Annotated in this window: 17 protein-coding genes; 7 read left to right on the top strand and 10 right to left on the bottom strand. The window is 30.1% G+C overall.

Features of this window, described 5'->3' with window-relative positions; all coding sequences use genetic code 11:
* Positions 1-65: 65 nt before the first annotated feature.
* From DIS07_RS04825 to tsaB, 6 genes are all read left to right on the top strand, one after another.
* The gene (locus DIS07_RS04825) at positions 66-668 is read left to right on the top strand and encodes a hypothetical protein (protein WP_235869095.1); all 603 of its coding nucleotides are present in this window, start codon (positions 66-68) and stop codon (positions 666-668) included.
* Positions 665-1,309, top strand: a complete 645-nt coding sequence (locus tag DIS07_RS04820; RefSeq protein WP_109404104.1) for an SCO family protein — start codon at positions 665-667, stop codon at positions 1,307-1,309. The genes DIS07_RS04825 and DIS07_RS04820 overlap by 4 nt, the downstream gene beginning before the upstream one ends.
* A complete protein-coding gene (locus DIS07_RS04815; RefSeq protein ID WP_109404103.1) occupies positions 1,302-1,844 on the top strand; it encodes a DUF420 domain-containing protein in 543 nt (180 codons plus the stop codon). The genes DIS07_RS04820 and DIS07_RS04815 overlap by 8 nt, the downstream gene beginning before the upstream one ends.
* A 28-nt stretch (positions 1,845-1,872) precedes the next feature.
* A complete protein-coding gene (locus DIS07_RS04810; protein WP_235869094.1) occupies positions 1,873-2,058 on the top strand; it encodes a hypothetical protein in 186 nt (61 codons plus the stop codon).
* Between the two features lie 127 nt (positions 2,059-2,185).
* Positions 2,186-3,517 (top strand): TolC family protein, encoded by a 1,332-nt coding sequence (locus DIS07_RS04805; RefSeq protein ID WP_109404101.1) that lies wholly within the window; start codon positions 2,186-2,188, stop codon positions 3,515-3,517.
* A gap of 91 nt (positions 3,518-3,608) precedes the next feature.
* A complete protein-coding gene (gene tsaB, locus DIS07_RS04800) occupies positions 3,609-4,295 on the top strand; it encodes a tRNA (adenosine(37)-N6)-threonylcarbamoyltransferase complex dimerization subunit type 1 TsaB (RefSeq protein WP_109404100.1) in 687 nt (228 codons plus the stop codon).
* A gap of 3 nt (positions 4,296-4,298) precedes the next feature.
* On the opposite strand, the gene DIS07_RS04795 is transcribed toward tsaB, so the two are convergent.
* The 3 genes from DIS07_RS04795 to DIS07_RS04785 form a co-directional block, all read right to left on the bottom strand.
* Positions 4,299-5,105: a mechanosensitive ion channel family protein gene (locus DIS07_RS04795; protein WP_109404099.1), complete on the bottom strand. Its 807-nt coding sequence runs from the start codon at positions 5,103-5,105 to the stop codon at positions 4,299-4,301.
* A 63-nt stretch (positions 5,106-5,168) separates the two neighbouring features.
* Positions 5,169-5,525 carry a DUF1304 domain-containing protein gene (locus DIS07_RS04790; RefSeq protein ID WP_109404098.1) on the bottom strand — a complete coding sequence of 119 codons (357 nt, stop codon included), beginning with the start codon at positions 5,523-5,525 and terminating at the stop codon, positions 5,169-5,171.
* 76 nt (positions 5,526-5,601) lie between these two features.
* The gene (locus DIS07_RS04785) at positions 5,602-5,802 is read right to left on the bottom strand and encodes a dodecin family protein (protein ID WP_109404097.1); all 201 of its coding nucleotides are present in this window, start codon (positions 5,800-5,802) and stop codon (positions 5,602-5,604) included.
* A gap of 143 nt (positions 5,803-5,945) precedes the next feature.
* Between DIS07_RS04785 and DIS07_RS04780 the strand changes: the two genes are divergently transcribed.
* Positions 5,946-6,296, top strand: coding sequence for a toxin-antitoxin system YwqK family antitoxin (locus DIS07_RS04780; protein ID WP_109404549.1), 351 nt, complete (start codon positions 5,946-5,948; stop codon positions 6,294-6,296).
* A 380-nt stretch (positions 6,297-6,676) separates the two neighbouring features.
* Here DIS07_RS04780 and DIS07_RS04775 read toward each other — a convergent pair whose 3' ends face one another.
* The 7 genes from DIS07_RS04775 to DIS07_RS04745 form a co-directional block, all read right to left on the bottom strand.
* Positions 6,677-7,396 carry an energy transducer TonB gene (locus tag DIS07_RS04775; protein WP_109404096.1) on the bottom strand — a complete coding sequence of 240 codons (720 nt, stop codon included), beginning with the start codon at positions 7,394-7,396 and terminating at the stop codon, positions 6,677-6,679.
* A 64-nt stretch (positions 7,397-7,460) separates the two neighbouring features.
* Positions 7,461-7,838 (bottom strand): VanZ family protein, encoded by a 378-nt coding sequence (locus DIS07_RS04770; RefSeq protein WP_181374534.1) that lies wholly within the window; start codon positions 7,836-7,838, stop codon positions 7,461-7,463.
* Complete coding sequence (gene gcvH, locus DIS07_RS04765) at positions 7,804-8,184, bottom strand: glycine cleavage system protein GcvH (protein WP_109404095.1); 381 nt, start codon at positions 8,182-8,184, stop codon at positions 7,804-7,806. Before gcvH ends, DIS07_RS04770 begins: the two co-directional genes overlap by 35 nt.
* A 13-nt stretch (positions 8,185-8,197) precedes the next feature.
* Positions 8,198-15,352: a T9SS outer membrane translocon Sov/SprA gene (gene sov, locus DIS07_RS04760; protein ID WP_109404094.1), complete on the bottom strand. Its 7,155-nt coding sequence runs from the start codon at positions 15,350-15,352 to the stop codon at positions 8,198-8,200.
* Positions 15,353-15,356: 4 nt separating this feature from the next.
* The gene (ruvA, locus tag DIS07_RS04755; protein ID WP_109404093.1) at positions 15,357-15,938 is read right to left on the bottom strand and encodes a Holliday junction branch migration protein RuvA; all 582 of its coding nucleotides are present in this window, start codon (positions 15,936-15,938) and stop codon (positions 15,357-15,359) included.
* Positions 15,939-15,969: 31 nt separating this feature from the next.
* Positions 15,970-18,249 carry an NADP-dependent malic enzyme gene (locus DIS07_RS04750; RefSeq protein ID WP_109404092.1) on the bottom strand — a complete coding sequence of 760 codons (2,280 nt, stop codon included), beginning with the start codon at positions 18,247-18,249 and terminating at the stop codon, positions 15,970-15,972.
* A gap of 93 nt (positions 18,250-18,342) precedes the next feature.
* Positions 18,343-20,076 carry an alpha-amylase family protein gene (locus DIS07_RS04745; RefSeq protein ID WP_109404091.1) on the bottom strand — a complete coding sequence of 578 codons (1,734 nt, stop codon included), beginning with the start codon at positions 20,074-20,076 and terminating at the stop codon, positions 18,343-18,345.
* Positions 20,077-20,082: the final 6 nt, after the last annotated feature.

Raw genomic sequence — 20,082 nt, 5'->3', positions numbered from 1 at the left:
TGACCAACAGAAACAAAAAAAGAATAGTTCTTTTTCTGCTTTTTATATTTCCTTTAATATGTTTTTTGATATTATCTACAGGAGAAAATAATTTCACAAAACTTCCTGTAGTATCAGAGAATATTATTGATATTTCTCAAGCAAATAACTCCAAAAAATTTCAGTTAAAAGAGCATATCTCTATAGTTTGTTTTCTAGGAGATAATGTAAATATCAACAAGTCAGGACTTTTAAATTTAAATGAAAAAGTGTACAAGAAATTTTTAGATTATAAAAAGTTTCAAATTTTAGCTTTTTATTCTAAAAGGAATGAACAAGAAGTTCAAAAATTAAAAAAAGAAATAGGAGCTTTTACTGATATGCAAAAGTGGAAATTTATTGCAGCATCTAAAGAAGAAATAGAAGTGTTTTACTCAAGCTTTTCATTTGATGAACCTTTGGTTAATCTTTCATCATCAAAAGCGTTTTTAATTGATAAAAATGTAAATTTAAGGGGTAGGTTAAATGATGATGGTAAAGGAGGAAAACTTTATGGATACAATTTAAATTCAGTTGCTGAGTTAAACGGAAAACTTAAAGACGATGTTAAGGTATTGTATTATGAGTATTACGCAGCATTTAAAGAAAAAAATAAAAACAAAGCAAATAGAAAAGAAGTAGGGTTATGAATAAAAAGTATTCGTACATAGGTATTTCATTTATTATTTTACTGTTTGGAATTTACACAGTACCAAAAGTTGTAAATCATTTTAAAGAATCAGGATTACATAAGTTTAATAAAGTTCCAGAGTTTTCTTTTACAAATCAAGAAGGTAAAACCATAACCAATAAAAGTTATGAAGGTAAAGTATATGTTGTAGAATTTTTCTTTTCTACTTGTCCCACTATCTGTCCAATTATGAACCAAAAAATGGTTACTATTCAAGATGCTTTTTTTGGAAATCCTGAGTTTGGAATAGCATCAATTTCTATTACACCAGAAATAGATACCCCTAAAATACTTAAAGAATATGCCAAAAACCAAGGAATAACTCATAAAAATTGGCATTTACTAACAGGTAAATCAGAAGAGGTAATTTATGAATTATCCAACAAAGGTTTTAAATTATATGCTGGGAAAGGAAATGAAGATCACGGTGGTTTCGAACACTCAGGATTGTTTGCTTTGGTTGACAAGAACGGCTTCATTCGTTCAAGAAAAGATGAATTTGGAAACCCTATGATGTATTACAGGGCTATAGAAGAACAAGGTTTTCCAGATCAAATTAAAGAATTAAAAGAAGATATAAAACTGTTGTTAAATGAGTAATTTATCACTACAAGAAAAAAAATATAAGAATATAATTAAAGTGTTATCAATTTTAATTCCATTAGCGGTTGCCGCTCTATTTGGTGTAAATTTAAAAAAACTAGGTTTTGATGTAAAACCACTTACTTTTTTACCACCAATTTATGCATCTATAAATGGTTTAACTGCAGTTCTTTTGGTAGTAGCTGTAGTTGCAATTAAAAAAGAAAATAGAAAATTACATGAACAATTAAACACACTAGCAATTGGTTGTTCCTTATTATTTTTGTTAATGTATGTGGCTTATCATATGACTTCAGATTCTACCGAATTTGGTGGAGAGGGAGCAATCAAATACGTTTACTACTTTATATTAATTACCCATATTGTACTCTCAATTGTGGTCATTCCATTTGTTTTAACTACTTTTATGAGAGCTAAATTGGGTAAGTTTCCAGAGCATAAAAAAATAGCAAAAATCACTTTTCCTTTATGGTTATATGTTGCTGTTACTGGTGTTATAGTGTATCTAATGATCTCTCCATATTATGTTTAAAAAACATTTTTTTTTAATTATTTTATTGATGTTTTTTTCATCGAAAACCTTATTCTCACAATGTGCAATGTGTAAAGCTGTTGTAGAAAATGGAGATGTTTCTATGGCTGAAGGTGTTAATAATGGAATCACCTATTTAATGGTGTTTCCCTACCTTTTAATTGCTGCTTTGTTTTACATAATATATAAGTATAAAAGGAAAGCCAAAAATTAACATTACTATAAGAGTAAAATATTGTAACATATTTTACTTTTAATCGTCTTATAAACACTATCAAAAAGAAATATTTTTCTTTGCCGATAATTTGTAAGATAATTATACCAACCAAAAACAATACGTTTTGAAAACTAAACTTATACTTTTTGTAGCTTTTTTAATGTCCTTAGCTACTTTTTCACAAAAAAAATGGACATTAAGAGAGTGTGTAGACCAAGCTTTAGAAAAAAATATTACTATTCAACAAAATAAACTAAATTTAGAATTGGCTAAAAAAGATGTAGCCATTGCTAAAGGTAATTTTTTACCAAATTTAAACGCTAACACTGGCGGGAACTTAAATTTTGGTACTGGATTTGATCCAGTTTCTCAAGATAGAGTAAATACAAGTTTTTTTGGAGGTTCTATGGGAGTTAGCTCTGGTATTACGGTATTTAATGGATACAGAAATACTAATACATACAAGCAAGCTCAATTAGGAGTTGAATCTAGTATGTTAGATTTAAAGAAAATAGAAAATGATATCTCTCTATTTGTAGTTAATGGTTTTTTAAATGTATTATTTGCTAAAGAAAACCTTAATGCAGCTAAGGTTCAGTATGAAATTAGTAAAAAACAAATCGAAGCAGCAAGAAGTAGATTTAAGGCAGGTGTTATTGCTAAGGGAGAGTTGTTAAATACAGAATCTACTGCAGCTTCAAATCAACAAAATGTAATTACACAAGAAAATGCTTTAGATTTAGCGCTATTAAATTTAGCTCAGTTAATTCAAGTTCCTTTAGAAACCTTTGATGTTGCTCCCATAGATGTTGGAAATCCTTCGGCAAATTTATTTTACAAAAATTCTACTACGGTTTACAATAAATCTCTAGAGAGAATGCCAGAAATTGAAAGAGCAAAATTAGCGATAGAAAACGCTGATTTAAATATCGATATTTCAAAAAGTTTCTTTTTACCATCGGTAACTGCATCTGCGGGTTTATCTACTAATTACGGTTTTAATTTAAACCTCCCAACAGGTGCTTCAAATCCTCAGTTTTTTGATCAATTAAATGATAATTTTGGTTATGGAGCAGGTTTTAATGTTAGTATACCAATATTTAATCGTTATCAGACCAAAAATAGAGTTGCTCAATCAGTTATCAATAAAGAAATTTTCGAAACAAGGTTAGAGAGTGAAAAATTAGCTTTAAAACAAACTATAGAACAAGCTTTTTTAGATGTAAAAACTGCTTTAAAAACATTTGAAGCTGCTAAAATTTCTTTAGATGCTCAAAAAGAAGCTTTTAAAAATGCACAAGAAAGATATAACTATGGAGACATGACATTATTCGATTTTGAACAAGTAAGAACCCGTTTAGTAAATGCACAAGCAGCTATGATTCGTTCTAAGTACGATTATGTTTTTAAAACAAAAGTTTTACAATTTTATTCTGGAGATTTAGTTTTAGATTAAGTAATAGAAATTTTAATGAGAACCTCATAGGAATCAAAACCTATGAGGTTTTCTTTTTTTGAAATACTATCTTTGTAAAAAATAAATAGCATTGGCAATTATCCTTAACATTGAAACTGCAACTAAAAATTGTTCAGTTAGTTTAGCCAGAAATGGAGAAATTTTAGGAATAAAAGAATTGAATAATGGAAATTATTCGCATGCAGAAGTATTACATCCCTACATTGTTGATGTTGTAAAAGAAGCTAATATTAATTACAACCAAATTGATGCTGTAGCTGTAAGCAAAGGACCAGGGTCTTATACAGGTCTTAGAATTGGAGTTTCTGCCGCAAAAGGACTTTGTTTTGCGTTTAACAAGCCTTTAATTTCTATTAAAACGTTAACCTCTTTAGCCCATGCAATTGTGATTGATAATGGGATTATTGTACCCATGTTAGATGCTAGAAGAATGGAAGTTTATGCTGCGGTATACAATGATAATTATGAACAAATAAGAGCCATAAAAGCAGAAATTATAAATGAAAATTCCTTTTCTGAATATTTAAAAGAAAATAAAGTTTATTTCTTAGGAGATGGTGCACAGAAATGTAAAGAAGTTATTACTCATAAAAATGCAGTCTTTATTGATAGTAAGTTTCCATCTGCAGAAGAAATGGCAAAACTATCCTATATAAAGTATAAAATAAGCGACACCGAAGATGTCGCTTATTTTGAGCCTTTTTATTTGAAAGATTTTGTGGTTATTCCAGAAAAGAAAAAGAAACCACTTTTTTAAAATCTATTCAGATTTATTAATGTTTACTCTATGAGGGTAAGGGATTTCTATTCCTGCTTTGTCTAATTCTAGTTTTGCAGCTTCAGTTACTTCAAAATATACATCCCAATAATCGGCTGTGTTACACCAAGGTCTTACTGCAAAGTTCACAGAACTATCTGCCAATTCTAAAACAGTAACAGCTGGAGCTGGTTCTTCTAAAACTTTTGGGTGCGAAGTTAAAATATTCATCAAAACATCTTTAGTTTGTTTAATATCAGCATCATAAGAAACACCAATTACTAAGTCTACCCTACGAGTTCCTTCAGTAGAATAATTTACAATGTTTCCATTGGATAAAATTCCATTTGGGATGATGATTTCTTTATTAGATAACCCTGTTAATTTTGTAGTAAAAATTTCAATTTCTTTTACAACTCCAATTTCACCTTGAGCTTCAACCAAATCTCCAATTTTAAATGGTTTAAAAATCATAATTAAAACCCCCCCAGCAAAATTACCTAAAGAACCTTGTAAAGCTAAACCAACAGCTAAACCAGCAGCAGCTATAATTGCAGCAAAAGAAGCAGTTTCTATTCCTAATTTTGCAATTACAGTAATAAATAATAATAGTTTTAAAGCCCAACTTATTAAATCACCTAAAAACTTTTGCAAAGTTGTGTCTACTCCACGTTTTCTCATTAGGTTTCTTGAGGTTTTTACAATAATAGTAATGGCAAACAAACCAATAATTAAAATGGCCAATGCAACTAATACTTTTGGAGCATATTCTACTAATAATTCTTTCATTTTTTCAATATATTCTTCCATATTTGTTTTTGTTAGAAATGAATTGTAAAAATAAGGTTTCTTACTAAGAGAAGAAAAAATATATTACAATATAAGAAAGGAAATTATACCTATACAAGCGGGTATGGTCTGAATGTACAGAATACGATTTTTTTTTGTAGAATAAGCACCATATAGACCAGCAATGGCAACACAAACTAAAAAAAAGATAGCGAAATTAGAGTTGTTAGAAAAATAAGACCATATTAAACCAGCAGCTAAAAAGCCATTATACAGCCCTTGATTTGCTGCTAAAACTTTTGTTTCTTCTGCAAACTTTTTGTTCTTTAACCCAAAACTTTTAATTCCTTTTTTGGTAGTCCATAATACCATTTCTAAATACATGATATAAATATGGATGACAGCAACAAAGAGTACAATTGAAATTTGAAAGTAATTCATAATTCTTAGAAATTTAAAAAGCGATTTAATATATAGATATCAAATCGCTTTTAGTGTAGTTAGCATATTATAGTAGTTAATTTACTTCGAAAGTAATTTTTAAGTTTACTCTAAATTCGGTAACATCATCACCATTAACAACTGCACTTTGTGATTGTACAAATACAGATTTGATGTTTTTTACTGATTTAGCTGCTTGTTTAACAGCCTTATTTGTAGCGTCCTCCCAACTTTTTTCAGAGTTTGCTAGCACTTCGATAACTTTCATTACTGCCATAATCTTTTTTTTATGTATTTAGTAAATATATCAAAAAATATTTACAAGAACTCTAATGTTAATTTAATGTTACCAAAATGTTGCGTAATTGTAATTTACAAGCTATATTTGTAATGGAAATGTTAACCCTAAAAAATATAATTATGAAAAATCTAATAACAATTATTGTTTTATGTATAGCAACAATAGGTTTTGCGCAACAAAATGAACCTAATTATGAAGCTGAAGGAGATTTGGTAAAAGCTACTTATTATCATGAAGATGGATCTATCAATATTCAAGGATACTTTAAGAATAAAAAACTAACAGGTAAGTGGGTGCGTTACGATAAAGAAGGAAATAAAGTTCAGATGGCATTTTATAAAGATGGAAAAAAAGTTGGAAGGTGGTTTGTTTGGGCTAAAGAATCTTTAAAAGAAATACATTATGATGATAATGCTATAGTTAGTGTAAATTTATGGAAACATGAAGCTAAATTAGCAATGAATAAATAGTACTAAGAAATTTTTAATTTTATATTAAACCTTCAAAAAAATATAACTTTCTTTGAAGGTTTTTTTTGTCCTGAAATTTGAATATAAGAACAATGCATACTTATGTGTGGGCTATATTTTTGTTCATTAGATAAGAAGTATCACTTCTATAAAACTATAATATATATTTTAGCCGCTATAAGAAGAAAGTTTAAAATTATATTTATTTATGAGTAGGCTTTAAAGAAGAAGTTGTTAAAGAATTAATAGGTGTTGATAAGTAAGTAGAAAGGTATGTAATTAAATAATACACAAGGGTAATTTTAAATTCTGTTGCATAAAAAAACTCAGAACTTAATAAGTTCTGAGTTTTTTTATGCTTTACAATTACTTTTAGATTACTACTCTACAATTAAAGTAAAAGGGATACTATATTTAACTCCTACAGGTTTTCCTCTTTGTCTACCTGGTTTCATTTTTGGTAGTTGTTTCATTACTTTAATAACTTCACTCTTAATTTTTGGATGTGGAGCTCTTGCATTCACATCTACAATATTACCTTTTTTATCGATTTTAAAACCAATAAATACTCTCTTCCTACCTGGATCTAAACCTAATTCATTAGGCAATTCTGCATCGAATTTTCTAGAGAAGTGCTTCTGTACCATTTTACTAAAGCATGCTTTTAACTGGTTTTTACTTCCTTTACAACCTGGAAAAACAGGCACATCTTCAATAATCATAAAACTTACATCTTCTACAACTTCTTCAACCTCTTCAACTTCTACAATTTCTTCAACTTCAACTGCTTCTGTTTCATCAGTTTCAGTAGATTCAATAACAGTTTCTTCAACCTCTTTTTCATCTTCTACAACTTCAATTTTTTCTGGAGCTGGTGGAGGTGGAGTTTTTGGCTTTACAGGTTCTATTCTTTCTGTAATTGGAATTTCTTCCTCCATTTCAGCATTCATATTTACTGTTCCTAAATCTCCGATAGTTTTGTCGTATGTCTTTTTCTCTATAGCAGCATAGGTTACAAAAAGGGCTAATACAAGACCTATCTGCATAAAGATTTTACTGTAGTTTTCTAAATTCGACTTTGGATTTTTCTTAATTTCCATGATAAAGAGTTTTTAATAGTTCGCTAATTTAATTAAATTATTGGTTTATATACAAGTCTTAGCCTTAATTAACGTTAAATTTTTTAAAAATTTGTACAAAAACTATAAAAGCTATGACACTACCCAACACATTTGCAAGAACATCTTTGTAATCTCCTGTTCTGTACAAAGTTAATGACTCTTGTAACACTTCAATAATTATGCCATAAATTATACAGGCAAAAAGAACAATATACTTAAGTTTTTCTTTTTTATAAAAAGAGATTAACCAAGTAATCGTCAATAAAAAATAGGCAAACAAATGATAAATTTTGTCTGAATTACCAAAACTTATCTCTGTTTTTGGCACCTTCATTAAGCTTAAATAAGCAATAGCAATTGTTAATCCAATTGCAATAATAAAAATATTACCCTTGAATAAGTTTTTGATAACCTTCTGCATCTAATAAATTAGCGATTTGAGAATCGTCAGAAATAGAAATTTTAATCATCCAACCCTTGTTGTAAGGATCTGAATTCACTAATTCAGGTTCATCTTCTAATTCTTCATTAAATTCAATTACTTCTCCTGTTAAAGGCATAAATAAGTCTGATACAGTCTTTACAGCTTCTACAGATCCAAAGACCTCTCCTTCTTCTACAATGTCGTCCAAGGTATCTACATCTACATAGACAATATCTCCAAGTTCTCCTTGTGCAAAATCAGTAATTCCAATAGTAGCAATGTTATTTTCAATTTTAATCCACTCGTGGTCTTTTGTATATTTTAATTCTGATGGAATATTCATTTTTATTTAATTTTTAATTTCCGCCTAAGTTATAAATAATATTAAATCCGCCATTAATAGCTTGCCTTGGAAAGGTAGTAGAAATAGCATAGCTTGTATTTTGATGATTATAATAGAATGAAGCTGTTAAGTTACTACTCAATCTATAATCTGCTGTAAATTTAATTGAAAATAACTTTTGCCCACCACTAATTTGATTATTATCTTCAGTTACCGATCTAATTTGGGTGATATTGTCTCTTAAAGAAACATCTGCTCTTAGGTTAATATCTCCCTTTAAAGTAGTTTTCTTACCTGTAAATCTTGTATTTAGCTTTACATCTTTAAATACGTATCCTAAACCAAAAATATATTCAGTTCCTTTAATATCGGTTAAAGTACTATTATTAAAATTCATTGTTAAAGTTCTATCTCTTTTTACTTCTCCTCTTAATGAAAATGAATTTCTCATTTTCATATCTAGCTTAATTAAAGGCGAAAATTCATCAACAAGAGTTACTGCAGAGACTAATAATTCTGGTTCAAAATTACCTGCAGTATTTTTAGAAGTACCATCGAATAATAAATTATTTGTAAAACTTGAAACAGTATAAGAAGATCTGTACCCATGTGAAACAACAAAATTGCTAAAATTCTTTTTAAAGAATTTAAATTTCATTAAACCATTATAACGTAATGTCCAATTAGGAATTGGAATGTTTCTAAATAATCCTGTACTTACTTTATCTGGATTTTCACCAGAATAAGCAGCCATAAAAGCAGGTAATAAAACTTGTTGGCTATCACCACCAAAACCACTTACTGTTCCATCTGGGTTAAAAATTGTATTAGGGTTGTTTAAATCTATACCATTTTGAGTAGCTAACCTTTTAGAAACATCAACTCTATAGTTTCTTAATTTTTGAAATAAAGCATCACTGTCAGAAAAAGCGGTAGAAATCATTGAGTGACTGGTGCTAAAGTTTCCGGTTTCAAAAACACTAATACTAGTATCTATAATTCCAAATTCTGAACCATCATCAATAACATCCAATTGTTGAGAGTAATCTCTTGTTTTAATTTTATTTCCTCTAACATCAATGTTTAAATCTTTAAAAGGTTTTAAGGTAAAAGTGTAATCTAATTTATTGTAATGTGTTTTACTATAAGTTTTATTAAAATATTCGCTATTAGAAGCGTCTCTTGGACCTACTAACCATCCGTTTTCCAGAGCTTTGTTTCTGATATCTACTTGACTTCCAAAAGCAAAACCAGTTGTAGGACCACCTAAAAACCCAAAATCCTCAACAAATCCAGGTAACAATTGCCCGTTATTTTCACTGTAACTTATTTTACCTTGTTTTACAGAGGTTAATAAATCGTAAGTGCCTTTTAAAATCTGTTTGCCAATAGATAATTTTTTCTTTTGGTTAATTCTACCAGGTGTTGGGGGTAAACCATTACCTTTTAATCCTTTGGTATTTTTTCGTTGCGATTTTGAAAGTAAAAGTCTTTCAAAACCTAAGCTTTTGTAGAAACGATCAAAATTTATAGTTGTGTTTAAATTATGAGTATTTGCGTTTTGGATGACATTTCCGATAAGATTTACAGAGGGAACTTGTACACCATTTATGTCTATTTCTCCTTGGGGTGCAGCTTGCCAATCAAAATCTGCAGTGTAAGCATAATCAGCTTTTATAAACTTTAAAAAAGGAATTTTATTAATTGGAATGTTGTAAGTAGCGTTTAATTTTTGATGATATTGATTAGGTCTTCCTGTATTAAAGAAATTATCAAAAACTTGTAATTCTTCACCGTTTCCAAAAGCATCATAAATATAACTATTAGTTGCGTTAAAGTTTAATTGTAATGATTTAGTTAAATCGAAACCTACAGTATAATCCCAATCAAATAAAAATCTACGTTGTTTTAATTCTGGTTGTGCCAATAAGCCTGGAACCAAGTTTCTAGATTGTTGTTCATTATAACTTCTATTTACGCTAGAGTTAATTGCTAATGTTTTTGGAATAGGGTTAAAGTTAAAATCTTTTAGCAATTGCCAATATTTTCCTTTTAGAGAATCTAAATTTTTAAAGGGTTCAATTGGTTTAGATGAAAATGTATGGTTGTAAGAAGCTGAAGCTCTTACGTTTTCATTTATTCTTTTTTGAACATTATAATCTCTATGAAATTCTTTGTTATGAGCATAAGATACTGCTAAATTTTCAACATCATAAAACCTAGGTTTTTTGGTCGAATTTGGATTTCGATTCTTTTTTACATTGGTAAAACTAATACTTGTTCTTTTTGTATAATCTCTTGAAAACTCGCTATTAGGGTTTTGAGCAATAGCGTCTTTTAATTTTACATCTTGGTACTGTGGATCAAATTTTGGGTCGATAAATCGTTCTCCTATACTATATGTCATGGGCAATTGAATTCCCCATTTTTTTGGTGTTAATACCTTTCCTAAATTAATACTGGTAGATACATCGTATTCTTTAGTTTCATCTAATGATCGTTGATTTACTCTGTCTTCTACATTTCCAAAACCAATCGTTTTCATACTTCCAGTTAAAGAAACATTGGCAACATCAGCAAAATTTGCATCAGCATTAACTACAGCAGCCCAACCTCCTTTATTGTCAAAACCAGAAGAACGTAATTCATTAAACCAAATTTCTCCACTTCGCTGAGTTGTAGAAGTGTTTTTTAAACCTAACATTATTGTTCTTAGTTGTGCTAGAGTGGGGTTTCCTTTTACGCTAATGGTATAAGGAGTATTTGGGTCTTGTTGAGTAGAAGTGTAAATTTTATTAATTGGGGCAACAGTGTTTCCTAGTGCATCTCTTTCTAGTTTTACTTTACCAAAATTTTCTAAGAAAGCATCTAAATTATTAGCTTCAGGCCAAATATCTAAAGCTGTAGCAGAAGAGGTACTAACTTTTAAAGGAACTTCAATTTGATAAAAGTTTTCGTTTAAATCTGTTCCTAGACGAATAATACCAACCAAGTCATCATCAGCTAAAACATCTGAAGCATTATTTTTTTGCAAATGCATAAACATTTGTAAGTTTTTAAATCTTCTTAAATCTACACTAATATTTTTATAAATGGCTCTTACACTATTTGCAGGTAAATTATTTACTTTTAATGAAACAGATTGCTCGTTTTGCAATTGTACAGTTGTACTACCTTGTAAACGTTCTCTTTCTATTCCGGGAGGTTGAATGTAACTCCCTTCATTTTGTTCTATACTAACTACACCAACTTCAAAATCATTTAATTCGTTCTGCGTTAAATCTCTATCAGGATCAATATTAGGATCTAAAGTTCTTACATAACGTCTCCAATCTCCACGAACTAAATCTAACTCACCAAAACGAATAACAACAGGCATTTTAAAGTTTGTTAAGAACATTCTAATAAAACGAATACTATTAAAATCTGCAATACCATTTACAGGTGTACCACTTCTTATAGGAACTCTAAATTGATACCACTTTGTTTCTTGTTTGTTGCCATTTTCTAAGGTAACGGTGGTTGTTTTTTCATCAACAACAAAGTTCTTCCCTTTTACCAAATCGTTTTTATTCATAGAGATTTTGTATTGAAAATAACTTTCAACAGTATTCATGGTTTGGTCTCTATTAATATCTTCTACATCTGGGTATGTTGTTGCAGAAGTAGGATAAGGTTCTGGAGATTGATTTAAAGTAGGTGAGTTACGCTCTGGATTATTAAAATCTTTATACCTAGTTATAATCGATGCATTAGCAGCATCTAATTGGCTTCCTCTAAAAAAGCGAAAGTTATCTGCAGCAGGATCCACTAGATTTGCATAATTACCAATACCGGTTAGTTTTTTTTCGTCTTCATCAGTAATTCCATCAAAACCAACATCTTGATTTAATCTAGCAGCATCATCTTCACTAAATGCATAAATTATTGATGGATTTGTGGGTACAATTCCCCACCTTGTTGGATCTGTATTTTGATTACCTCCTAACTCTGGTAACCCATTTTCATACATTTTACGGTTATCTTTTAATATATCTTCAGAAACATTACCTAAGTTAATGTATAAATCTCCAATTTGATTATTTGGATCTGCTGGATTTAACCCTAGAGGTAAACCTTCTTCTGTGGTTAATGAGTAATTTTGATAAGGGTCCATTACCCAAAACTGAATGTATTCTACATTGGCAACATCAAAATTATTCGTATTCAGCGGGCGCATAATTCCACCCCAATTTGTTTCAGGATCTGGAAGTTCTACCTTATCATTACTAAAAGTTGCATTTGGATTAAAATTGTATGAACCTCTTTCTGATGGAAAATAGGCTAAATCTAAAGTTCTAATTTGTGCATTTTGAGTGATATCTAATTGTTGATTAGGAAAAAGCTCATTAAAGTTAATTTGTCTTGTTTCTGCCCTTGACAGTTCATCGGCATCCACGCTATTTGGCGTGTCACCAAAACCATAAAAAATTTGATCTACACTATACCAAGCTAATTTTGCTCTTTTATAATTGTAAGATAAATCATCTTTTTCTCCATTAAAATTTGGAAAATATTTAGGTGTACTTGCTTCATACCAATCTAAAGGAGAAATTAAACTAATTGGTATTTGAGACGCTTCAAAATCATCAATATATGAGGTTGCAGCACCAGCAACATCAATTCCGCTTGGTGTTCCTGGAAGTAAATAGGCCATATCTGCTCTAATAGAAAGATTAGAAGTAACATCTGTATCTACAAAAGGTAGTTTATTCGCTAGTTTGGTAAAGTAAGGAACTTCTGTAGAGTAATCTATATTAGCCCCAAACATGGTGTTATTTATAGGGTCAGCACCAAAGTTAACTTTAGGAGTTAATGGTCTCTCCATAACATTTAATACAGTTGCCCCAACGGTAAATTTTTCAGAAAACTGATGTTCAACATCAATACCCATAAAAGTTTTTCTTTGTTGATTAAATACTGCATTATTTTCTGTTGACACACTTATAGGGGTTCCAGAAGCTTTTAAACCAGGGTCTATAATTTGAACACGACCTAAGTTATAATCTACAACAAAATCTACGCCTTCTACTAATTGCCTTCCGCCAGCGGTAACTGTTACAGAACCTCTTGGAACATTAAACCCTCCAATTGGAATACCACCAGAATTTTCTGATTTAAAATATCCTTTTAAAAAGTACTTGTCTTTATTTTGGAAATTGTTTTGAATGTTAATTTTAGTGTTTAAGTACAATTCTTTAAATAAAAAGGCTTCATCAACATTTTCATCTAAACCAAAATTATCATTCGGACTGTTTTTAACCAAATCTTTACCAAATGGTTCAGGTTCAGGGAAAAAGATATATCCGTTTTGAGAGTTTACCGTAACGCCTTCTACATAGTCAAAAAATCCATCAGGACTTCTAAATTGTGTCTGGTCTAATTGGTCTAATCTTAAAACTTGTATTAAAGGAGTTGTAGAAATACCCGTAGTTTGTGCATTCTGTAATGTGTTAGAAGGAATACCAGTTTGATCATCTCTATATTGAATTTCAAATCGAAAACCATCTCTTGACAATGGAAATGCACCTAAAGCATAAACATTTTTCATCATTAAACGCCAAGTAGGAAATGCTTCTTCTTCACCCGAGGTTAAGTTGGTGCGTTTGGTTTGTAAAATTTCGCTACGCAATAACTTTACAGCTAAGTTTTCTGGAGATTGTACACCGTCATTAGAAAACTCACCAACTTTAAAAGATTTTTTTGTACTACCTGTAACAGTTCCTGCAACTGTATATTCGTAAGCAACTGCTAAAACTTCTCCATCATTTAATCTTCTGTTTAAAGAAATAAAACCTAGTTGAGGATTTAAAGTATATTCATTAACATCAAGTTTTCTAGCGTTTTCTAAAGTAGAATAATCTGTTCCGGGTTCCATTCCAAAACGATTTCTTAGAGAGGTTTCTACTGTAGAAATATTTCGAATATCCGATAATGTATTGGCCTCATAAATATTGTTTGCTTCATTAAAAGGAAGGTTTCCTCCAGAAACTACAGCTTGGTTACTACTTGGTGTTACATTTTGATTAACCATTACTGGTTTTTTAGATTCACCAATATCTGCAAAGGCAACAATACTTCTAAAGTCTTCTGTACTTGCATTTCTATTTGTTATCCAAACCTCTATTCTAGTTACATTAATCTGACTATTAATTAAAGGGTAGTTTTTAAGCGAATTTGCATAATTATCTATAAAATATTGCGATAAGAAGAAGTGACGATCAGTGTCATAATCAGTTGCTCTTAATTCAAAGGGCTGAATAGATGCACCACCCTCAGCAACTACGGTGTTACTTTCTGAATTTTGTTGAGAAAATACAGCTGTTACTTTAGTTTTACCAAATTGTAATTGTGTTTTTACACCAAACAAACTTTGCGCACCATTTATCAAAGAATTTTTTATGGGCATAGAAATATTACCAGCTTCTATTCCCTGTAAAATATCATCTTCTGTAGGTGTATAATCGATTTTAACTAAATTTTGAAAATCAAAAGTAGATTGTGTATCATAATTCGCAGTAAACTCCAATCTTTCACCAACTTTTGCACGTAAACTCATATTTATTTGTTGGTCAAAATCGAAAACGAAACTGCTTCTATTTTCTTCAGACAATTGAGGATTTTCCGTGTTCTGATAAATGAAACCTAACTTTAAGTTTAAACTACCCGTTGGGGTAACTTTTATCGTATTTCCTCCAAAAATTGTTTCGAAAAAATCTGAGTTTACATAATAGGTTGGAAGTAAATCTCTTTGTGCATTTTTAGAACCTTTTTTCTTACTATTTGTTGCACTAACTTTGTCTTTAAAGTATTGCAACATATTTCTTTTTAAAAGATATTGTTCGTATTCTTTTCTTGTTAAATAGACAGGTGTCCTTGTGGAATAATCACCAATCTTTTCAACAATTACATATCGATTTAATTCTTTATCGAATATGACCGTTTTTTTAGCCAAATCATCTAAAAACAGCCCACCTTTCTGATTTTGTTTAAAATCATATCTCAATTTAAGTGTGTCCTTTTTAACTATAGTAGAATCTTTCTTCGGAGTAGTTTGAGAAAACAAAGAAACATTTACTAAAAAAGTAAATGTTATTAAAAAAAATAGTTTGTTAAAAAAAGTATTCAATTGATTATAAACTTTTTAAGGATAGTTTTATGAGTTTTTCTACGGTTGCATCTGGGTTTTCTTTTAGAATTCCAGATAGAACTTTATCTGATTGTTTTTTATTAAAACCTAAAACTTCTAAAGCAGATAACGCTTCTTCTTTATTTGTATTGTTTGATGCAATCGAAACTTCATTTATATTAAAGGTTTTTAAAATTTTATCTTTTAAATCTACAATTACTCTTTGCGCAGTTTTAGCTCCAATACCTTTTACAGATTGAATTAAAGCCACATTTTCTGATGCAATTGCATTTTGTATTTCTTCAGATGTCATTGAAGAACACATAGTTCTAGCAATACTTGGGCCAACGCCAGAGACTGAAATTAATAATTTAAAAACTTCTCGTTCGGTTTTGCTTATAAAACCAAAAAGAGTATGTGCATCTTCTCTTATTGAGAAATGAGTGTATAAAATTACATTTTCTTCTGCTGGTAAACTAGAAAAAGTATTTAAAGAAATGTGTAATAAATAACCAACACCATTGCAATCTATAACAACTTCGGTTGGGCTTTTTTCAACTAATCTTCCTCTAATTTGAGTAATCATAAACTATTTTTAGGCTTCTAAAGTAATAATTTTATTTATTTCTTTTCTCTTTTTCTTGAGCATCTACAACAGCTAGTGCAGCCATATTTACCATTTCATCTACACTAGAACCTAATTGTAAAATATGAATAGGTTTACTTAAGCCCAAAATTACTGGTCCAACAGACTCAGCTTCATCTACTTGTTTTAATAATTTATAAGTAATGTTCGCAGATTCTAAGTTAGGAAATACCAGTGCATTCACTTTTTTTCCATTTAATTTTGAAAAAGGAAATTCTTTGGCTAACATTTCTGGGTTTAATGCAAAATCTGCTTGAATTTCTCCATCAACAACAGTTTCTGGAAAATGACGATGCAAATAAGAAATAGCTTCACTAATTTTTTTGGAAGTTTCGGTATTAGAAGAACCAAAATTAGAAAAAGATACCATGGCTATGTTTGGTTTCATTCCAAACATTTTTACAAAAGCGGCTGTCATTTGTGTAATTTTAACCAAATCTTTTGCGGTTGGGTTTACATTAATAGTGGTATCAGCTAAAAATAATGGACCTTGTTTGGTAAGCATTAGATTACTTGCTGCTATTTTTGTAACACCTCTATCTTTTTCAATTAATTCTAAAATAGGTTTTACTACAGTTGGATATGGTCTCGAGTATCCAGTAATTAAAGCATCTGCTTCACCTACATTAACCATCATAGCTGCAAAGTAATTGCGTTCTCGCATTAATTTTTTAGCTTCAGATAAAGTTCTTCCTTTACGTTGTCGGTTTTTCCAGTATATCTCTCCAAAACGATTTCTTCGTTCTGTTTCTTCGTCTGTTTTTGGATCAAAAATTGGAACATTACCATCAAAACCTATTTCTTCTTTTAATGCTAGAATAACGTCTTTTCTTCCTAAAAGTATGGGCGTTCCTAATTTTTCTTCATATACTCTTTGAGCAGCTTTTAATACATCTAAGTGATCTGCTTCTGCAAAAACTACTCGTTTTGGATTACTTTTTGCCCTATTGTGCAATAATCTAATTTCTTTGCTTCCAGAACCAGAACGCTCCATTAATCGTTCTCTATAATTATCCCAATCTTCAATTGGTTCTAAAGCAACTCCAGATTCTATTGCAGCTTTAGCAATTGCAGGTGGGATTTCGTAAATTAATCTTGGATCGAAAGGTTTAGGAATGATATATTCTCTACCAAAGGTTAAATTAATTTCATCGTAAACGATGTTAACTTGTTCAGGTACCGTTTTTTTAGCTAAATCTGCTAGAGCATAAACAGCAGCCATCTTCATTTCTTCATTAATTTTTGTTGCTCTTACATCTAAAGCGCCTCTAAAAATAAATGGAAAACCAAGTACATTATTTACTTGGTTTGGATGATCTGATCTACCAGTTGCCATAATAATATCTTTTCTAGTGGCTATGGCTAAATCGTAATTAATTTCTGGAACAGGATTCGCCATTGCAAAAACAATAGGATCTTTTGCCATTGAGAGTAACATCTCTGGTGTAACAACATCACCCAATGATAAACCTATAAAAACATCTGCGTTAATCATTGCTTCTTCAAGCGAATTTAAATCTATGTCAGTAGCAAATTCGGCTTTTTGAGAGGTTAAATTATCTCTATCTTTTCTAATTACGCCTTTGCTATCGCACATGATAACATTTTCTCTTTCTACGCCCAGTTCTAAATACAATCGCGTACAAGAAATAGCAGCGGCTCCAGCACCATTAACAACAATTTTAACTTTGCTAATGTCTTTTTCTGTAATTTCTATTGCATTTTTTAATGCAGCAGCAGAAATAATTGCTGTACCATGTTGATCATCATGCATTACAGGAATATTTAATTCCTCTTTTAAGCGTCTTTCTATTTCAAAAGCTTCAGGAGCTTTAATGTCTTCTAAGTTAATTCCGCCAAATGTTGGTGCAATTGCTTTTACAGTTTCTATGAATTTGTCTACGTCTGTGGCATCTACTTCAATATCAAAAACATCGATGTCTGCAAAAATTTTAAAAAGTAATCCTTTTCCTTCCATAACGGGTTTAGAAGCTTCAGGGCCAATATCACCTAAACCTAAAACCGCAGTTCCGTTAGAAATTACTGCAACTAAATTACCTTTAGAGGTATATTTGTATGCATTGTTTTTGTCTTTAGCAATTTCTAAACAAGGTTCTGCAACTCCCGGAGAATATGCCAACGCTAAATCGTGTTGTGTTGCATATTTTTTTGTGGGTACTACAGCAATTTTACCTGGTTTTGGTTTTGCGTGATAGACTAAGGCTTCGTGTCTTTTTCTTGAATTACTCATAAAAAATCTACTATTGGATTGAAACCTACAAATATAGGTTTTTCAATTGAAGAGCAAATGAATTAGAGAAAGAATAACACTATCAATTTGAGTCTAGAAAGTTAGTTTTTTAATGATGTTGTTTTCAGAAAAATTTATTGTGAATGATAGTGTACTTAAATTTGCTTTTAATTGTGCAAATTCTTTATTATTATTCCAAGTAATATTTAATTGGTTTTCTTTAGAATCGTTAATTACTATTTTACCTAAAAACGCTTTAGAAGTATTTCTTAAACGCATTATTCTAAGTTGTTTTAAAACAACTTCTTTTTTAAGACCTTTTTCGATATCCTTATTTGTAAGTGTTGTCCTGTTAATTTCTTTGTGACCCCCACTACCACCTTTGTTAGCCGCTGCATAATTATTTTTCCCAGCAAAAAGATCTAGATACCAGACTTGTGGAATCCCTGGCATAAACATTTGAATAGCTCTTGCTAGTAATAGTTTTTGTTCATTTTCATTTAAAGCACTAAAAAATGTTGCATTTACTTGATAGTAAGAAATTTTATTTCCAGAAGCATCAAACAAGTTTTTTACTCTTCCACCACGTTCTAAAACAGTGTTCATTATAAATTCAATTTCTGTATCTTCTAACAAACCTTTGTTATACTTTCCATTAACATCTTTTCCTTTTAAATCTAAAACAGGGATACCATCATGACAACCTAACATATTTACAGTTTTGTAGCCTTTATTAATAATATTTTTTACCCAAGCTAAAAGCGCTTTAGAATTTGCCGTTTCGAGTGTGTGAATCATTAAACCCGGTAGGAAAAAATCGTAAATTTGATAACCTTCTTTAGCAACTTCATCATGTAAATTTAGACCATATTCAGCATGAATTTCTGGTAAAAGGATTAAATCATTTTTTTGAGCTATTTGATTAATTCTTTCTAAATATTGCCAGGTGCCAGGCTTGTTAAAAAAATTAGATTTGCCAATTTCTTTATGTAAATATGCAAAAGCATCTAAGCGAAGAATTTTACAACCAAAGTTTCTTACTTTTGCCAACGTTTTTTCGTAAAAATTCCAAACTAACTCAGATTTGGCATTTACATCCATTTGACCTAAAAACGTTTTTTTTGATTCAATTATTTTTAAAATTGTTGATTTTAAATCTGAATTATCAAAATTTAAAGTTTCGAAATCTTCTTTATATTCTATAACTTTATTTACTTTTTTACAGATTTCTTCTTTTTTAATTTTAGATATGTTTTGAAGTACATCTAAATCTGAAACTGATATTTTTTGATAATTTATTTCTTGATAAAAAGTATTCCAATAGGGTTTTTCAGATCCATCAGGAAATGGAACTTTTAAAATAGGAAGTCCAGATTTTCTCATAAAAAGTTTGTTGAGAAATTCTTCTTTTGGAATTATAATATCATCAGCATTTTTAACTCCATTATTTTCCCAGAAAGTATTCCAATTGATAAAGAAATCTTTAAATTTAGATGCTTCTCCTTTTTTTAGTAAGTCTTTAAACTGAGGAGAGTTAACCGATAAATGGTTTAAAACAATATCAAACTTTAGCATAATGCCTAGTTCTTCTAAAGTTTTTAGATCTTCTTTTGAAACTAAATCTTTGTTTATATTATAATCTATAATAGAGAATCCTCTGTCTAAATCGCTGTTAAAAAAGGTTGGCAGCACATAGAATAAAGAAAAAACATCTTTAAACTCAGGTCTTTTAAGCATTGTAATAGTGTCGCCTAATTTTTGTCCAATACTATCTGGATATGCATTTAGCATAACTCCGTTTAAAATTATATTGCCTTCTTGTTGCATAAGATT

The sequence above is a fragment of the Polaribacter aquimarinus genome, from assembly GCF_003129485.1.
Lineage (GTDB): Bacteria > Bacteroidota > Bacteroidia > Flavobacteriales > Flavobacteriaceae > Polaribacter > Polaribacter aquimarinus.
This window is presented reverse-complemented; position numbering and strand designations above follow the sequence as displayed.

What these genes read in the sequence shown, in the direction of transcription:
- DIS07_RS04815 (WP_109404103.1), top strand. Translation starts at nt 1,302, where the DNA reads ATGAGTAATTTATCACTACAAGAAAAAAAATATAAGAATATAATTAAA.
- DIS07_RS04820 (WP_109404104.1), top strand. Translation starts at nt 665, where the DNA reads ATGAATAAAAAGTATTCGTACATAGGTATTTCATTTATTATTTTACTG.
- ruvA (WP_109404093.1), bottom strand. Translation starts at nt 15,938, where the DNA reads ATGATTACTCAAATTAGAGGAAGATTAGTTGAAAAAAGCCCAACCGAA.
- DIS07_RS04780 (WP_109404549.1), top strand. Translation starts at nt 5,946, where the DNA reads ATGAAAAATCTAATAACAATTATTGTTTTATGTATAGCAACAATAGGT.
- DIS07_RS04795 (WP_109404099.1), bottom strand. Translation starts at nt 5,105, where the DNA reads ATGGAAGAATATATTGAAAAAATGAAAGAATTATTAGTAGAATATGCT.
- DIS07_RS04790 (WP_109404098.1), bottom strand. Translation starts at nt 5,525, where the DNA reads ATGAATTACTTTCAAATTTCAATTGTACTCTTTGTTGCTGTCATCCAT.
- DIS07_RS04785 (WP_109404097.1), bottom strand. Translation starts at nt 5,802, where the DNA reads ATGGCAGTAATGAAAGTTATCGAAGTGCTAGCAAACTCTGAAAAAAGT.
- DIS07_RS04750 (WP_109404092.1), bottom strand. Translation starts at nt 18,249, where the DNA reads ATGAGTAATTCAAGAAAAAGACACGAAGCCTTAGTCTATCACGCAAAA.
- DIS07_RS04770 (WP_181374534.1), bottom strand. Translation starts at nt 7,838, where the DNA reads ATGCAGAAGGTTATCAAAAACTTATTCAAGGGTAATATTTTTATTATT.
- DIS07_RS04745 (WP_109404091.1), bottom strand. Translation starts at nt 20,076, where the DNA reads ATGCAACAAGAAGGCAATATAATTTTAAACGGAGTTATGCTAAATGCA.
- DIS07_RS04775 (WP_109404096.1), bottom strand. Translation starts at nt 7,396, where the DNA reads ATGGAAATTAAGAAAAATCCAAAGTCGAATTTAGAAAACTACAGTAAA.
- DIS07_RS04810 (WP_235869094.1), top strand. Translation starts at nt 1,873, where the DNA reads ATGTTTTTTTCATCGAAAACCTTATTCTCACAATGTGCAATGTGTAAA.
- gcvH (WP_109404095.1), bottom strand. Translation starts at nt 8,184, where the DNA reads ATGAATATTCCATCAGAATTAAAATATACAAAAGACCACGAGTGGATT.